The following is a 17,243-nucleotide window of genomic DNA, read 5'->3' on the forward strand; positions in this document are numbered from 1 at the left end:
CCCTGCTCAAGATAATTTACCACTACATTTCCGGCATTCTTTCTCTTATAGAAATAAGTTACTTCCTGCACTCCGGTAGTAAATGTACCTGTTGCATTTGTAGGTGCCGGTGTTGTGAGCTCAAAGTTTGCTATATCATTTTCTCTGCTCTGCGTTGTATATGGCAGACCGAGTTTTCTTGTTCCGTCAAGTTCTTCCTGTGAAGGTGAAGTTGCACCTGCCGGTGTATAAAGCTCTGTTGTCTGTCCTACTTCATAGTGATGTACTATAACTTTTCCTGCATTCTTTCTTCTGTACTCATAAGTTACTACAATATTTCCTGTAGTATAGTTTCCTGAATGATTTGCAGGTGTTGTATTTACAATGTCGTAATTATCAAAGCTCTTTGCATCGGTTGTATATGCAAGTCCGAGTTTTCCGGTTCCATCCATTGTTATAGGTCCTGCAACCAAGCTTCCAGATGCTTTATAAAGTTCCTCTCCTGTATCCGCATCTTTGTAATGTACTGTAACACTTCCTGCATTCTTTCTCTTGTAGTAATAAGTTACAGTCTGCTCTCCACTTTGGAAAGTTCCCATTGCATTTGTAGGCGCAGGATTAACAAGCTCATAATTGCTGAGATCTGCAGACTTTTCCGTTGTCACATATGGAAGTCCAAGCTTTCCGCTTCCGTCAAGCTCTTCAGCTTGTGGTGAAGTTTTTCCTGCCGGTGTGTAAAGCTCTGTTGTTCCTCCAACCTCATAGTGATGTACTGTGACTTTTCCCGCATTCTTTCGTCTGTAGTAGTATGTAACTTCCTGTACTCCTGTAGTGAAATTACCGCTTGCATTTGTAGGTGCAGGAGTTGTAAGCTCAAAGTTTGCTATGTCGTTTTCTCTGCTTGCAGTTGTATAAGGAAGGCCAAGCTTTCCGCTTCCGTCAAGTTCTTCAGCTTGTGGTGAAGTTTTTCCTGCCGGCGTGTAAAGCTCTGTTGTCTGCCCTGTTTCATAGTGGTGTACTATGACTTTTCCCGCATTCTTTCTCTTGTAGTAATAAATTACTTCCTGCTCTCCTGTAGTAAATGTTCCTGTCGGATTTGTAGGTGCAGGAGTTGTCAGCTCAAAGTTTGCTATATCATTTTCTCTGCTTGCAGTAGTATATGAAAGTCCAAGCTTATTTGTTCCGTCAAGTTCCTCAGGTCCTGCCGCAGTTGCACCCGGAGCTTTGTAAAGCTCTGTAGTTGTACCTACTTCATAATGATGCACTGTAACTTTGCCTGCATTTTTCCTCTTATACTTATAAACAACAGTTGTATCTGTAGTCGCATAAGTACCGTTTGCATTTGCCGGAAGCTGTGTTGTATCCACCTCATAATTCGGATCTGTTGTAACCGCCGCTGTGGTATATGGTGTTCCCACACCTGCAGCAGTCGTTGTATCCGGTATAAGTTCGGTATTATCATCAATCTTTATATGTTTTACCGTAAGATTTGAAGTCTGATTTTTCAAACCTATGTTTTTAACAGATTTAGTCTTTGCCTTTGTAAGGCTTACATCTGTTTTTGCCCATGTACTTGTCTGTCCGCTAAACATTGTTGAGGCTGATGACTCTGTAGAGTTAAAATCCTGTCCTATTACCGAACTTGTACTTGGATTATTCGGAATGATTGTATCACTTGTTAATGTTTCAACAACCACATTGTAATTACCTGCGTTTGTGATAATGTTTTTGAAAGCATAATCACCGTTTGCATCTGTTGTAGTTTCGGCAATAACATTTCCGTCTTTTAAAAGTTTTACCGGACGGTTTGCAATGAGCACATCTCCTGTATCATACTTTCCGTCATCATTGACATCATAGTATGCTTTTCCGGATACCTGATACTTGTAAATACCGACCTTTGAGTTGATTGCCTCATTTGCACCGTCAATATTGTTTCCATACCATGTTGCAATAGAGTTGTTACTTGTATCAGCTTCATCCAAATCTTTTGTGTCCGGCATTTTTACCTTGTAAGTAAAATACTCTTTGTCATCCTTTGCCAGCTTCACACCTGTATTCATTATAGCCTTAAACATTGCTACCTGACTCCAGTCTGAAATACCTGAAGCACTTACCCAGGTATTTGCAAGGTTCTCGGCAAATGTATCCTTAGGTGAATCTGTAGAATAGTAAACCGTATATCCTGCCGGAGCGGTTACAGGTCCTTGTAAAACAGTTGCAAATTTAGAACCGCGGTCTACATAATTTCCCGCATAGTCCTTTACCGTGTTCTTATCTCCCACATATGGGAAAATATCCAAGAAATTCAACTCTGTTGCATCCGCATTTGAGTTGTTGTAAGCCATGATACGATATTGAACTATCTCATCTTTTTCAGCTTTCATCTTCGCACGGTATGCACTGTCAGGCTCCGATTCAAGTTTTTCAACCTTGTTTATGATAACCGACTGCGGCGGTACGAAGTTGAACTTCCACTCTATTCTTGAAAGTCTGTCATTTGTACTTCCGTTCTCGTTTGAATCATAAATATCAAGGTAATTTGCAGTATCCTTTGAAAATACTGTGTGAGGATCCTTGCTGTTTGCCTGATCTGTATTATTGGTCCATGAAAGTATGGTTTCAACTTTATGTTCTCCCGGCTCAAGACTTGAACTTGGAGTAAATGAAACCCTTATATTGTCTCTCTTAAAAATTGCCTGCTGTTGCTTTTTGAAGGCAAAATTATTGAGATTGAAGATATATGCTTTCTTTCCCGTTCCTCCGTAATTGGCTACTTCGGTAGGATTTGCATCAACTGTAAAGTAAGGTGTTCCTCCGACTGTAATGCTGTTAAAGTTTAACTCCGGATCGACAACCATAACGAGCTTACCGTTTTCTACATCTCTGTCTTCGCTGAATATATATGAATCATCATAGTTGACATTCATCTCATATTCCATGGTATTTCCTGTGTAAGCTATATTTGAAGATGTATTGCCGTTGATCTTCTGACTTAATTTATCAAGCTGCATCTGAGCAAACTCTTCACGCATAATATATACCGCATTTGAGCTTATAGTTGTCCATACGCCGTTTGAGTATGACTGTACCTTACCTGTATTTGTAACATTTGCAGATGAAGGCGAAGGATTTGCAGCAAGTCTGTTTTTCTCCTTTGTAAACTCGGCAGGTGTAAGCTGTGTCTCAACTACAAGACCTATAGCCTTCTCACCGTACTTTGATATTGTCACCTCGTTGTCGAATTCAAGTCTTATACTCTTATAGTGCTTAGGTGTCATGGCAATCGGTATGCTGTCTGTTGTCATAGCCGCATCATTATTTACCACTTCATACGGCACATTTGTCTGTATAACTTCCTCGCTGCCGTCATCATTTACACCTATCAGCTTGTTTTGAGCTATAAGCGCAAGATTTGCAGCATCAAAATAACCGTTTTGTACACGGATTCCGTAACCTGTAAAAAGGTTTGGACTCCATGGCTCATCAATGATTGTATTTAATGTTGTTGTAGTATTTTGTACTACCGTAGTTCCCCAATACTGTCCTGCTGTAATTAAATAAGCATGTTTGTATTCTTCTTTTACAGGAACCGCATAATTGTAGCGAAGGTGATATTTATTTCCTTTAAGCTTTCTTACATAAGTATAATCCTTAAATACGCTACCGTTTCTTTCTGTTGTGGAATCTGTACTTCCGTCAGTATTTACAAGTACTGTTTTTACCGGGAAAGTCTGTCGTCCTACCGTTGTAGCGGTTCCATACTTTATGGTAAAAAGAGGTCTAAACTCGTAACCTGTTCTTGTAAAATCTTTTGTAATTGTATTGTCGGCCGAATTATAAGTCCAGCCTGCATTGTTCGGTAATGAAGCATCCCAAACCGATGTTGAAGGCAATGTAACTGTTACTCTAACCGGCCTCTTATCCAAACCTTCTGAAGGTTTTACTGTCACTTCTCCATTTGTCGCGTTCTTTTTTCCGTTCATAATAGAGAATGTGATATCATTTTGGTAATTTGGTGAAAATTTTGTATGTGTTGAATCAACATCCGCATCTACAATTGTTTCACCATATCCCATCTGTCTCGGATTAGCCTGACTGTTGTCATTTCCTTCAATACCTGCCACATAACCTGCAGCAGTGAAATTTTTGTTGTCATTTACAATCTCCACTCCGTCTTTTTCGTGGAAGGTTGTCTTAATATTAACCTGCTCCCCTCCGGCAACATTCAAGTTTTTAAGAACTGCTCTAAACGGGAATGTTACAGGCGGTCCTGCCGTCAATTGTCTGTATGTAACTTTTATCTTATAGTATTGTGCATCGCTTGTATTATCAACCGTGACTCCTTGTATGAAGTTGGCTGTTGATACATCTGCTGCAGACGGTGCATCAAATTTGTCTTTAGACAAATAAATAATTGAGTATGGCAGTGTATAACTTCCTACCGTACCTGAAATACTCGTCTGGATACTGTAAGATTCCTGCTTTCCTATCAGCGATGTTGTTTGACCGCCTACCGAGTATCTTATTTTTGTTGTAACTTGACTACCTATACCTGTTGCATGTGCGTCTATGGGCACAGAAGTAAATGTAATTATAAGTGCAAGTATGAATGACAATACTCCGGTCAAACGTTTTCTTAATGTGTTGATATGTACTCCTCCTTCCGTTGTTCTATTACTATTAAATATAGTAGGCGAAAAATATTTAACGATATAATTATACTTATTCTTATCCTTGATTTCTACATTTTTTATTGTATAAAATCAATTTCGATAGATTTCACTCTATAATAATAGGAATCATTCCTCCTTTTGTGATAATTTAGAAAGAAAGTGTTATTGCTTACATGTTAAAAAGGTATATAGGCCGAAGCTTACATACCTTTAAATATTATTTAAATACATTCTCAAATTTATTCAGGATATATCAGTCTCTCTTTTGATATATCCGACAACACTTCATCAAGATACTTAGCTGAAGTATATCTTGCCATAGGCAAATTTATATCCAGATAGTTGCCACAGTCCTTTGCACAGGCTCCCGGAACCTCTCCTTCAAAGTTCTTGATAAACTCGAACATCTCCTTAAGCAAAGGTATAATCTCATTTGACTCATGATCGCCCTTTAAAAGCAGGTAAAATCCTGTTCTGCATCCCATAGGTCCGAAATAAAGAATACTCTCTCCATACTCTTTGTGATTTCTTAAAAATGTTGCTCCCAGATGCTCTATAGCATGAAGCTCCGCCGTATTTATTACCGGCTCAAAATTCGGTCTGGTCATTCTGATATCAAATGTGGTAACAATCTCTTCACCGACATTATCTTTCCTTGACACATAAACTCCCGGCAGAAGCTTCAGATGATCTATTGTAAAGCTTGTTATCTTTTCCATAAAATCTCCATTATATGTTTTTTGTCTGCAGATTTCTCATAGCATTGATTATACAAAGTACAGTTACACCTACATCAGCGAATACCGCTTCCCACATAGTACCAAAACCTATGGCCGCAAGCAATAGGAAAATAAGCTTAACACCCAAAGCAAATATAATATTTTGCTTTGCAATGCTCATAGTTCTTTTTGCAAGTTTGATACCTCTTACTATATTGCAAAGTTTATCATCCATTATAACCACATCCGCCGCTTCAATGGCTGCGTCTGAACCTATACCTCCCATTGCAATACCTATATCGGCTCTTGCCAAAACCGGAGCATCGTTTAATCCGTCGCCTACAAATGCAAGTACTTTGTTCTCAACAAGCACCTCTTCCACCTTCTCTACCTTATCCTGAGGTAAAAGCTCCGAGTATGCATAGTCAACTCCCAACTCCTTTGCCACCACATCCGCGACCTCTTTTATATCACCTGTAAGCATTACCGATTTTTCGACACCTACGCTCTTTAATGCCATAAGACATTCTTTTGCATCTTCTTTTATTCTGTCATTTATTACAATTGATCCTAAGAATTTGCCTTCCTCAGCTACATAAACCAAGCTACCGAATTCTTCACATTTTTCAAATTCTATATTGTTTGAAATCATCAGCTTGTCATTACCTACAAGAACCTCTTTGTCGTCAACTTTTATACTTATACCCTGTCCTGCAATCTCTTTCAAGTCACTTAATCTGTCGGAAATATCTTTACTTTCTCCCAATTCAGTTTTCAGTTCTTCATATGCCTTTTTAATAGATATTGCTATAGGGTGTGAAGAATACTCTTCCGCCATTGCTGCCTTACTTAACAATTCTTCTTCACTTACATTATTTGGATGTAAGCTTACCACCTCAAAAACCCCCTTTGTTAAGGTACCGGTTTTGTCAAACATAAAAGTCCTTACTCCGGCTAAAAATTCAAGATAATTGCTTCCCTTTATGAGCACACCTATTTTTGACGATGCACCTATACCGCTAAAAAAGCTTAAAGGAATCGCTATAACAAATGCACAAGGACATGATACAACTAAGAATGTAAGTGCCCTGTAAATCCATGTGGCAAATCCTGTTCCCGGAAATATAAAAGGCGGAATCACTGCCAGTGCTATGGCTGCAAAAACAACTATAGGAGTATATACTCCCGCAAACTTTGAGATAAAGTTTTCTGTCTTCGATTTCTTTGCTGCGGCATTTTCCACTAGGTCAAGAATTTTACTTGCTGTAGACTCACTAAACTCTTTTGTGACCTCAAGCTTTAAAAGACCGTCCTTATTTATACTTCCGCTATATACATTGGCACCCTCATTTACACTTCTTGGAACCGACTCACCTGTAAGTGCCGAAGTATCAAGCATTGCCTTTCCTGAAACTACGATTCCGTCTAAAGGAATTATCTCTCCGGCTTTTACCATTATGATATTTCCCACTTCCACATCATATGGATCTACAGTTTCCACACTGCCGTCTTCTTTTACAAGATTTGCATAATCCGGTCTTATATTCATCATATCCGATATGGATTTTCTGGATTTATCTACAGCCAGCGACTGTAAAAATTCACCCACCATATAAAAGAGCATAACTCCCACCGCTTCCGGATATTCACCGATTATAACTGCACCTACGGTAGCAATAGTCATAAGGAAGTTTTCATCAAAAACCTTACCTCTTTTTATATTTGAGAATGCTTTTAGTAATACATCCTTTCCCACTATTATATATGCCGCTATGAACAGTCCGAAACTGATTATATTTGACATAGAAAAGCTTATTTTTGAAACTATGACGGCAATTATATAAAGACATGCCCCCATAATTATTTTACTTAACATCTTCTTTTGCTTATTGTTCATATTATCCTTCTATCTAATGAATAAAACCCGTATTACTTACGCTCTCTTTACCTCTACATCAGGCTCTTCAACCTTTATAATTTCCATAGCCTTTTCAATAATTTCATTCATCTTCTCAGCCTCAGCCTCAAGAGTGCATTTTAATGTCATAAAGTTGATATTTGCACTTGTAATACCGTCAATTGCGGCAAGCTTTTTCTCAAGCTTTGCAGCACAATCAGCACAATCCAAACCTTCTAATTTATAAACTCTTTTCATTTCTTTTCTCCTTTAAAAATCTGCTTTACATCTATGAGAGACATGTACGATACCTGTTTCAAATATCTCCTTTACATGTTCGTCATCAAGTGAATAATATACTTCCTTACCTTCTCTTCTTGCTTTAACAAGCTTGGCTTCCTTAAGTGTACCAAGCTGATGTGATACCGCCGACTTTGTCATTCCCAGCACTTCACAAATATCAAGTACACATAAATCATGTACATTTAATGCCCAAAGTATCTTTATCCTTGTCGGATCTCCTAATACTTTAAACAGCTTTGACAGTGAATCTGTTGTTTCAGCTTCAAGCATATTTGTCTTGGCTCTTTCCAGTGCCTCTTCTCTGCTTAAACTCTCTACCTCAATACACCTCCCTTAGTTGAATACTTGTTCAACTGTTATGTTGTTATTATAGTTGAGCATCCATTCAACTGTCAAGTATTATTTTAAAATTTATTAAAAAATTCAATCAAAAAATCCGAGCCTTAAATTTTACAATCTCATATAAGATTATAAATAAAGCCCGGATTTAAATTTTATAATTTATTATTTATTTTGAAATCTCTCCGCCTGTGACTTTATAAGCTCGGCATCATCAAAGTAGTTTAATCTCATGGCGTTCTTTACTTCCGAAAGTGTATTTGCAGCTTCATTTCTTGCAACCTCACAGCTTTCCTTAAGCATCTCATAGATTGCCGGAATATCTTTTTCAAATTCCGCTCTTCTTGCTCTAATCGGTGCCAAGGTTTCTTCCATTATGCTTGCAAGGAACTTCTTTACCTTCATATCTCCCAATCCACCACGTGTATAATGCTCTTTGAGCTCATCAAGTGACTTATAATCCGGAAGATACTCTGCAAAATGCTCCGGTCTTGAAAAGGCGTCCAGATATGTAAATACCGTGTTACCCTCAAGATGTCCCGGGTCGCTTACCTTTATATGTAAAGGATCTGTATACATAGTCTTTATAGCTGATGCAACAGTATCTGCATCATCTGAAAGATAAATACAGTTTCCAAGCGACTTACTCATCTTTGCCTTACCGTCTGTACCCGGAAGTCTCTTAGCCGCATCTTCCTTTGGTATAAGCGCTTCAGGCTCTACCAAAGTTTCACCGTATACTGAATTAAACTTTCTTACTATCTCTCTGGTCTGCTCAATCATAGGCAACTGATCCTCACCTACAGGTACTGTAGTTGCTTTAAACGCTGTAATATCCGATGCCTGTGATATAGGATATGTGAAAAATCCTACCGGAATACTATTTTCAAAATTTCTAAGCCCTATCTCAGCCTTTACTGTAGGATTTCTTTGAAGTCTTGAAACTGTAACAAGATTCATATAATAAAATGCAAGCTCTGTAAGCTCCGGTACCATTGACTGTATAAATATATTAGACTTCTTAGGGTCGATACCGCATGCCAGATAGTCAAGTACTACCTCTATAATATTTTGTCTTACCTTTTCAGGGTTTTCCATATTGTCGGTGAGTGCCTGAGCATCCGCCACCATTATAAAAATCTTTTTAAATTCTCCTGAATTTTGCAATTCAACTCTTCTTTTTAAAGAGCCGATATAATGTCCTACATGTAACTTTCCGGTAGGACGATCTCCTGTAAGGATTATCTTATCCATTTATAACTTCTCCTTTGTCTCTAAGTATTGCCACCATGATACTTAGGAATATCCATAAAAATGGTGTTACCACAGGTAAGTTCAAATTTACGACAGCCTGAGTGGCATAGCAAATTACTGCAATAGCACATGCATACAAATATGGCAGCATTGTATTGTCTCTAAGATAAAACAGTCTTGTTCTGAGTGCTTCAACACTTGGAAGTATAAGTGCCAGAATATAAGATATTGTAGCTATAGGTCCAAGAGTAAATAAAAATTGTATATACTCATTATGTGTTGCATCAAAGAACTGACCGGTTACACTTGTCATTTCTTCGTTTCTAAGTAAGCCGATATATAAGCCGAAAGTATCCGGTCCGCTTCCGAAAATCTTATGAAGGAGCGGGAATTTCATATATTCTTCCACGGCGGCTCTCCATATATAACCTCTGAAAGTACCCCATGAATCGTTAAATACAAAATAATCTGCAAGAGCACCGTACTTTTCTTTAGCAGCAGTTACATCCGAGTTTATCTTCATTCCCATAAATACTATTGCCGCAAATATTATAACAAGTATTGCAAGCCAGATATATCTTAAGCTTCTTAAAAGCGCTTCATTGTCTCTTCTTTTTTCTTTCTTTCTGTATTCAAGTACATACATGATAATAACTATTATTGCAAAAGCAACAATGACTAAATCCAGATATTTAAAATCACTTATAAAATCGTACAGACCTGAAATGCCGAGCACTTTGCCCGCATAACTTATATTTATCAGCTGTATTATCTTTATTCCGAGAAGATAAGTAAAAATCGTCAGTACGAATCTTCTTACACCTTCCATGGTTCTGAATGCCACAAAAGGTACAAGTCCGAAAAATGCTGCAAGCGTAAGATAACCGTTATCGGAAGTACCCATTGTAAGTGCAATAAAGTTCATAAACATTATTACATAATAAAAAGATATCTTTCCAATGCTCTCACCTCTTCCGTTATCACTTTTAAAAGGTGTGGTAATAAACAATGTTCCGGCAATGGCGATATAAAACGCCAATACCGCGGTATATGTATTTATATTTCCGATTGTAGAAGTAAATATCGGCCACTGCTCAGGGCTTATCTTCTCCTTAAATCCCAATATATCCATATTGAAATAATCGGTATATCCAAATAAACATACAGGAATACTTCCTGCAAGGAATACTGTAAAGTATACCTTGCTAAATGAAAACATTCTGCTCACCGTAAAGTAAATTATCACATATATAGAAATAAGTAAGAGTCCCGAATATCTTCCCTTATCACCTGTAATGGACTCCATTACAAATCTTCCCGCAAATGCTGTAGAAAGTGCGCTCATCAGCCAGAATACCAATATACATATATCCCATATGCTGAATTCTTCTTTAAACCAAACGGCAAACCCTTTTTTATTCAAATTATCAAAGAAATTTTTAAATCCGCCTGCAAAACCGCATATTACGATCAAAGCCAAAATCATTATTATTGAAAGAGTCAATACCGTATAATATTTTGTCTGCAAGATGTCAAAATAAAAATCATTGTAGATCAAAGGGAAGATGGTAAACATCGCCATAACCCAAAGTCCGACTATCACATTTGATGCATTCATCAGCTTTCTTTTAGATTTCATATAACCTCCATAACTACAGTCCTAAAAATACCGCTATAGGGTTCATTCTTGATAAAAATACCAAAATCGGGCTGCATTCCAACATTTCCGAAAGATTCGCCCCTGTCTTTGTTGCAGAAAGGGCGATAATAAAAATACAGCCGACCCAGAATATTATCAATGCAAAAATAAAACCTGCAAAAGCTCCAAACAACTGATTGACTCCGCCCAAAACCGGTATCTTGCTTAGAATCTTGTTACCCTTGAACAGTATTCCAAGCACCAGCCAAACGAGTACAAATGAACCGATAAAACTTATAGAATTAACAGTCATCTGGGTGACATAGCTTACAATATAATCCGAAAAAGTATATACACCAAGTTTATCATATACTTTTCTGTCGTCATTTTTCTTCAAAACGTCTTTGACTTTTGTAGGTACATTCAACTTATCTATTGCTTTACTTCTTCCCTCGGCATTTGATGAGTCCTCATGCATCTCATTAAGCCCTATTTTTTCATAAATCGTAGTTAATACAAATTGATTTATCTTGGTATTTTGTTGCAACTCATTTCTGAGATACGGATTTACAAAATTCAGAGCAATTACACTTGATATGAGCGCCAGCATTGTAATGGATATTTTTAAAAGGCCCTTCCTATACCCTCGCGCTATCATACCTATAAAAAACAGTAATATACAGACCTCCAGAACATTAAAACACATTATATCCTAAAATGCTCCTCTCTTAGAATCAGTCTGCCTTCTTTATCATACTTCGGATTCATAAAGCCGAATATAGCCTTCACAACGCCCGGCCTTTCAGCAAGGTCTGCTGCATGATCTATAAGATTTCTGGCATTCTTTCTGGTCAATGGAGTTTTATCCTCCTTCATATAATCCGCTCTTTCTTCAACAGCATACTTTGCCTTGTTGTAAAGTACGCATTCTATCTCCTTTGCATAACTGAGTGCATAGTTAATAAAATCGTCCACATCCATAGGAGCATTATCTTCACCGTCTTCTTCCTCATCCGCTATATAGATATCTTCATCTTCCTTCTCTTCAATCCGAGCAGGCTCTTCATTAGTTGTCTTGGCTTTTTCTATTTCTTTATCTTCCTCCTTTACAGGCTGTGATATAACAGGCTCAATCTTAATGGCCTCTTTTTCTTCCTCTTTAACATCAGACTCGGGTTTGTTGTTTGCATGGAAGGTAATGCTGTCCGAGCTTCCGATTTCCTGCATTTCAAACTGGAAATCCTCGCCATATTCCTTCTTTAAAATATTCGCTATGATTTCAAGGTCCGATAATTCTTCAGTACTCTGCGGCTCTTTTTCGGTATCGGCTTCCTCAACAGCTTTCTCCTCAGCCTCCTTGCTTTCTTCCTTCTCAGGCTCCTTTGCTTTATCCTTCAGCTCAATATTTGCCACAATATTCTTTCTCTTTACAGGAACCTCTTCCTCTCTCATAACAAGACTCATTCCATGCAAAAGATCGTTTGCTTCTATAAGGTTTGCAATGCCTTCGATTGTATCCGCAAATACTACAGTCTCCTTACCGTCTCTGATAAACTCTATGAGTTCCGCAATAGTATTATCATCAAGGTATCCCGCATCAACTATAATAAGATCTTTGCCCTTAATCTTATCAATAGAGTTCATCACTCCTTTTGCATTAAGGCTCTTTGCCTTGATTTTTAATACTGTATGTTTTATCTTTGTAAGTTCATTTACCTCTCTCAATACCTCTATAGCATTTTCAAGAGCCTTTTGTCCTGTTATACCCTCTACCATTATGGAGCCCGGTCTTCTCATCAAATATTCCTTCGGCTCTCTTGATTTTGGCGCTTTTGCTTTCATTACCTTTCCGTGCACAGGTAAATCGACCTCCCTACTTTCATCATTTGCAGCCTCTTCCACACTCTCTTCAATAACAACAGTATCGCCCTCTTCATCATCTTCAGGTGAATCTGATTTTGTAATCTCTTCAGTTTCCTGTTCCGCTTCCCCTTGAATATCTGTTTCTTCTGTTGTTTCTTCTGTTGTATCCTCTTGAATATCTGTTTCTTCTATCATAACGGTACCTTCATCCTCAGCTTTCACTTCTTTATACTCAGGCTCTATAAAGATTTCCTCAGGTTCTTCACCCTTCTTTACCTTTGTTACAAAAGTTCTCTCTTCCTTTGTGTAATAGATTTCTTCATCATCTACCACTTCCATTGTTGTTTCACTTTTTATACTGCTTTGGACTACATCTTTTTGCTCTTTTCTTTTGGCCATAACAGATGAAACTGTAGGTACACCCATGTCTATTTCATCGTCAAAATAGCTGTTTATTAAATCATCCTTATCAAATATAGGATTCTTCTTTTCCGGGACATAGTTTTCCAATACCTTTGTTGAGGCTGTTTCTGTAACTGTGATATTCTCTACAGGTAGTTCATCAGTTATCTCCTCTATGAAATCATCATCCTCATCACTTTGATCCGTATTACTTTGAAATACATCACTATTATTTGTATTTATATTTATCAAATCAATCTTATCATTTTTTTCTTCTTTGATATCCGATTCATCCACAACAGCTTCGTCTACATGGGCCTTGCCTAATTCCTCAACCTGCTCTTTTATATTTTCACTATCTTTTGTCTGCTCCACTTTAGAAACAGTATCTTCTAAAACAGTCTCTGTAATGTGTGATTCTTCAGATGTATCGTCATTGTCTGGAGACTTTCTTTCTTCTTCATCTCTTATCCATGTATTTTGTACTTTATCCATTCCCTCACGTTCATCTCTGCTTCCGTGAGTTTTTGGAAGCCCCATACTGTCAAAGTGATTACTGATTCTGCTTTTTCTTCTTTCACCCATGACCGGTGGAGCATTAAATCTTCCCTGTTTGATTCTCTCCACTCTTTCCATATGTGCTCTGACTTCTTCATCTATCTCTCTCATAGATGCATGATCGCCTTCAGTCTTCATCTTATTCAAATTTTCATTTGTAATTGCTATGGCCCTCTTGAGTTCTATTTCAAATTCCGGGTTCACGTTTTCCCCCTTAAATGTTGTTTCTGATATCCTTATTTCATTTACACCGACAGTCTTTGGAAAAAGCTCAGTATTTATGGAAGCATCCTCATTTGGACTTTCTTCCTCATCAATCAGACTTATAGTAGTTCTTTTTTCCTCTCTGGGTTTATATGCACTCATATCATCCAGATTAAGATTCGGATAATTCTCACTTTCATACTGCTTTACAAGCGAGTTTAATCTGTCCTCATAGAACTCCTTGTTATCAACCTGCTCCTGCTGCTTTGAGCTTAATGGACAGCCTGTTGACTCCTTCAAAGCAGCGGCCTTTTCCACATACTCGCCGACTCCGAATAAAAGCATTATTTCATCACATGTCTTTATACAATCATCTATTCTTCCTGCTTTAGCATAAAGCTGTGCGAGTTCATACTTCCACTGCTCATCCATCTTTTCGATATCACTGTACTTCTCAAGAATTCTTATCTTCTTATGTATGTCTTCACCCTTTGCCACGGCAATATGATATTCCATAAGATATTTTCTGCTGTCTTGAGGTGATATCTCGATATATTCTCTGTAGTAAGCTTCAGCCTCCGCTATATCTCCCTCTTTTATCGCAAGCATGGTAAGCCTGTACAAAGCTCTTTTACCGACCGGTGCTCTGTCATAGGCCAAAAGCAATACTTCTCTGGCTTCCTTATACTCATCGTTTTTTTCATAGACTTCTGAAACGGTTGTCAATAAGCCTGCATTATGAACTCTACTCCAGTCGATTGTATCGGTGATTCTCATAGCAGCCTTGTAGTCACCGCTTTTCACCAATTTATTCAGTTGTTCAACCTTTAAATTAAATTCATATTTATCCATACTTGCACCAAACCTCAAGATTTTTTACTTTTGCACCCTAGAGTGCTCTTCTTCCCTCAAGTGCCCTCAAAAGAGTCACTTCGTCAATATATTCCAAATCCCCGCCTACAGGAACTCCGCTTGCTATCCTGCTCACCTCTATACCTGTAGGTTTTACAAGTTTTGCTATATACATTGCCGTAGTCTCACCCTCAAGTGTGGAGTTTGTGGCAATTATAACTTCATCTACATCACCCTCGAGTCTTTTTATCAGTTCCTTCAGCTTAATATCCGCCGGACCTATTCCAAGCATAGGTGAAATTGCCCCGTGTAAAACATGATATACTCCATTATACTTTCCGGTCTTTTCATATGCCGCCAGATCCCTTGTGTTTTCCACTACCATTATGGTCTTATGATCTCTTTTTTCACTGGCACATATAGGACAGACTTCTCCGTCTGTCAAGGTATAGCATTCTTTGCAATAATTCACATTGCCCTTAGCATCTTTTATTGCCCTTGACAATGACTCTACCTGTTCACTTGACATTCCAATTATGTGAAAAGCAAGCCTTTGCGCGGACTTTGCTCCCACCCCCGGCAGCTTTGAAAGTTCCTCTATAAGCTTGCTGATATGACTGCTGTAATAATCCATTAGAATGGCAACTTTCCTGCTCCACCTGCAATGCCGCCCATCAGTGCGGAATGCTCTTCTTCCATCTTTCTGAGAGCCTCATTTGTAGCCGCCATTATCAAATCTTCTAACATTTCCACATCGTCAGGATCTACCACTTCTTTATCTATAGATACCTTTGTGATTTCCTTTTTACCTGAAACGGTAATGCTTACCGCACCGCCTCCGGCACTTGCGCTAAACTCCTTACCTTCAAAGGCCGCACTTTGCTCTTCCATCTGCTTTTGCATCTTCTGAGCCTGCTTCATCAACTGATTTATATTACCGGGCATCATGCCTCCACCGAAACCGCCACGCTTTGCCATAAATATCTCCTTACTGTTCTATAATAATGTCTGTGTTTATAACAGATTTTATCTCGTCTATCGAAACATATCTTGTGTTTCTTACAACCTTATTTTCTCTTAAAGAAATCCGGATTGCAATATCTTTTCCGTATTTTTCACTTAAAAATGTACGCAAATCTAAGATTGTCGTCTCCTTATTTCCCATATCGTAAAACATCTTGTTAAAGAAAATAACATCGATACCGCCTTCTTTTACCGGCTCTATCTCAGCTTCCTTATATACACTGCCCGCCTTGCCGCCAAGATGTTCCACTATGCTGTTCCATTCCTTCTTTATTGCCATGAAATCATCATAGGTCGCTTTCGGAAGCTCTATGACTTCATCCTCTATCGGAATATCCGCCTTTTCTTCCGGACTTCTTTGTACCGAATTAACAGGCCTTACTCCCGACTCAAGTCTTGAGAGTCTCTCAAGCACACTGTCCAAATTATCCTCCATCTCAGGAGTCATAAGTCTTATAAATTCAAGTTCCGCCACAACTCTTTTTTGTGTGGCCGTCTTTAATTTATTGGAAAGCTCCGACAAATTTCTAATATACCGCATAAGAGTTTCTTTGGAAACAGTATTTGCTTTTTCTTTTAAATTTTGTAAGTTCTGTTCCGACATGTCAACCAGCGAACTGTCATTTTGTGTGGACTTAAGTATCAGAATATTTCTCAGATACCATAGAAAATCCGTCACAAACTGCCCTATCTCTTTTCCGTCTATTATGGAATTATTCAAAAGATTCAACACTTCTATAGTATTGCCCTCAAGTACTCCGTCCAAAAGCTCATTAAATACGCTTATATCTGAAGCCCCAAGTATATCCAGTACCGCTTCATAACTTATCTTTTCATTTTGTAAAAACGAAATACATTCATCCAACAGGCTGAGTGCATCTCTCATAGCTCCGTCTGCAGACTTTGCAATATACTCAAGCGCCCTGTCTTCTATATCAACACCTTCACTCTTACACAGGCTCTTTAACCTTTCCGATATGGTGTCGATGCCTATTCTTTTAAAATCATATCTTTGGCATCTTGACAGCACTGTAACCGGCAGCTTATGTACCTCTGTGGTTGCCAGAATAAATATAACATATTGCGGCGGTTCTTCAAGAGTTTTTAAAAGTGCATTGAATGCTCCTGTAGAAAGCATATGCACCTCATCTATAATAAACACTTTGTACTTTCCGAAAGTTGGCGGATATTGTACCTGTTCCTTTATCTCTCTTATATTGTCCACACCGTTATTGGAAGCCGCATCTATTTCCACTACATTTATGGAAGCTTCGCTTAATATTGACTTACAGGTTGGGCATTCATTACACGGTCCCGCATCTGTGGGATTTTCACAATTGAGTGCCCTTGCCATTATCTTGGCTATACTTGTTTTTCCTGTACCCCTTGTTCCGCAAAAAAGATATGCATGTGATATTCTTCCGGTCTTTAACTGATTTTTTAAAGTTCTTGTTATAGCTTCCTGACCTACTACCTCATCAAAATTTGAAGGTCGAAACTTCCTATATAATGCTGTATAAGCCATTTGCTTCCTT

General features: G+C 38.2%; 12 protein-coding genes. All 12 read right to left on the minus strand.

All coding sequences use genetic code 11. The features are described 5' to 3' along the window. On the minus strand, positions 1-4,610 hold a 4,610-nt coding region (locus HMPREF1135_RS09830; protein ID WP_007594759.1), incomplete at its 3' end, for a MucBP domain-containing protein. Positions 4,611-4,894: 284 nt separating this feature from the next. After that, the gene (locus tag HMPREF1135_RS09835; protein ID WP_007594760.1) at positions 4,895-5,374 is read right to left on the minus strand and encodes an S-ribosylhomocysteine lyase; all 480 of its coding nucleotides are present in this window, start codon (positions 5,372-5,374) and stop codon (positions 4,895-4,897) included. 10 nt (positions 5,375-5,384) lie between these two features. After that, complete coding sequence (locus HMPREF1135_RS09840; RefSeq protein ID WP_007594762.1) at positions 5,385-7,271, minus strand: heavy metal translocating P-type ATPase; 1,887 nt, start codon at positions 7,269-7,271, stop codon at positions 5,385-5,387. A 36-nt stretch (positions 7,272-7,307) separates the two neighbouring features. Beyond that, entirely contained in the window at positions 7,308-7,529 is a 222-nt protein-coding gene (locus HMPREF1135_RS09845) for a cation transporter (protein ID WP_007594764.1), read from the minus strand. Positions 7,530-7,541: 12 nt separating this feature from the next. Continuing rightward, on the minus strand, positions 7,542-7,844 hold the full coding sequence (locus HMPREF1135_RS09850) for an ArsR/SmtB family transcription factor (RefSeq protein WP_007594766.1): 303 nt from the start codon (positions 7,842-7,844) through the stop codon (positions 7,542-7,544). A 234-nt stretch (positions 7,845-8,078) separates the two neighbouring features. After that, on the minus strand, positions 8,079-9,167 hold the full coding sequence (gene trpS, locus HMPREF1135_RS09855) for a tryptophan--tRNA ligase (RefSeq protein WP_007594769.1): 1,089 nt from the start codon (positions 9,165-9,167) through the stop codon (positions 8,079-8,081). Further along, a complete protein-coding gene (locus HMPREF1135_RS09860) occupies positions 9,160-10,806 on the minus strand; it encodes an O-antigen ligase family protein (protein ID WP_007594770.1) in 1,647 nt (548 codons plus the stop codon). The genes trpS and HMPREF1135_RS09860 overlap by 8 nt, the downstream gene beginning before the upstream one ends. A 13-nt stretch (positions 10,807-10,819) precedes the next feature. Further along, positions 10,820-11,512, minus strand: coding sequence for a CvpA family protein (locus tag HMPREF1135_RS09865; protein ID WP_007594772.1), 693 nt, complete (start codon positions 11,510-11,512; stop codon positions 10,820-10,822). Continuing rightward, positions 11,512-14,685, minus strand: a complete 3,174-nt coding sequence (locus HMPREF1135_RS09870; RefSeq protein WP_007594774.1) for a tetratricopeptide repeat protein — start codon at positions 14,683-14,685, stop codon at positions 11,512-11,514. The genes HMPREF1135_RS09865 and HMPREF1135_RS09870 overlap by 1 nt, the downstream gene beginning before the upstream one ends. A 37-nt stretch (positions 14,686-14,722) precedes the next feature. Continuing rightward, a complete protein-coding gene (gene recR, locus HMPREF1135_RS09875) occupies positions 14,723-15,319 on the minus strand; it encodes a recombination mediator RecR (protein WP_007594776.1) in 597 nt (198 codons plus the stop codon). After that, on the minus strand, positions 15,319-15,663 hold the full coding sequence (locus tag HMPREF1135_RS09880) for a YbaB/EbfC family nucleoid-associated protein (protein WP_007594778.1): 345 nt from the start codon (positions 15,661-15,663) through the stop codon (positions 15,319-15,321). The genes recR and HMPREF1135_RS09880 overlap by 1 nt, the downstream gene beginning before the upstream one ends. 10 nt (positions 15,664-15,673) lie before the next feature. After that, positions 15,674-17,233 carry a DNA polymerase III subunit gamma/tau gene (gene dnaX / locus HMPREF1135_RS09885; protein WP_007594780.1) on the minus strand — a complete coding sequence of 520 codons (1,560 nt, stop codon included), beginning with the start codon at positions 17,231-17,233 and terminating at the stop codon, positions 15,674-15,676. Between the last annotated feature and the right edge of the window lie 10 nt (positions 17,234-17,243).

This window comes from Lachnoanaerobaculum sp. OBRC5-5 (assembly GCF_000296385.1).
Classification (GTDB): domain Bacteria; phylum Bacillota; class Clostridia; order Lachnospirales; family Lachnospiraceae; genus Lachnoanaerobaculum.

Bases quoted from the DNA above. Each gene is read 5' to 3' on its own strand.
- HMPREF1135_RS09835 (WP_007594760.1), bottom strand. From the start codon at position 5,374: ATGGAAAAGATAACAAGCTTTACAATAGATCATCTGAAGCTTCTGCCG.
- HMPREF1135_RS09840 (WP_007594762.1), bottom strand. From the start codon at position 7,271: ATGAACAATAAGCAAAAGAAGATGTTAAGTAAAATAATTATGGGGGCA.
- HMPREF1135_RS09845 (WP_007594764.1), bottom strand. From the start codon at position 7,529: ATGAAAAGAGTTTATAAATTAGAAGGTTTGGATTGTGCTGATTGTGCT.
- HMPREF1135_RS09850 (WP_007594766.1), bottom strand. From the start codon at position 7,844: ATGCTTGAAGCTGAAACAACAGATTCACTGTCAAAGCTGTTTAAAGTA.
- trpS (WP_007594769.1), bottom strand. From the start codon at position 9,167: ATGGATAAGATAATCCTTACAGGAGATCGTCCTACCGGAAAGTTACAT.
- HMPREF1135_RS09860 (WP_007594770.1), bottom strand. From the start codon at position 10,806: ATGAAATCTAAAAGAAAGCTGATGAATGCATCAAATGTGATAGTCGGA.
- HMPREF1135_RS09865 (WP_007594772.1), bottom strand. From the start codon at position 11,512: ATGTGTTTTAATGTTCTGGAGGTCTGTATATTACTGTTTTTTATAGGT.
- HMPREF1135_RS09870 (WP_007594774.1), bottom strand. From the start codon at position 14,685: ATGGATAAATATGAATTTAATTTAAAGGTTGAACAACTGAATAAATTG.
- recR (WP_007594776.1), bottom strand. From the start codon at position 15,319: ATGGATTATTACAGCAGTCATATCAGCAAGCTTATAGAGGAACTTTCA.
- HMPREF1135_RS09880 (WP_007594778.1), bottom strand. From the start codon at position 15,663: ATGGCAAAGCGTGGCGGTTTCGGTGGAGGCATGATGCCCGGTAATATA.
- dnaX (WP_007594780.1), bottom strand. From the start codon at position 17,233: ATGGCTTATACAGCATTATATAGGAAGTTTCGACCTTCAAATTTTGAT.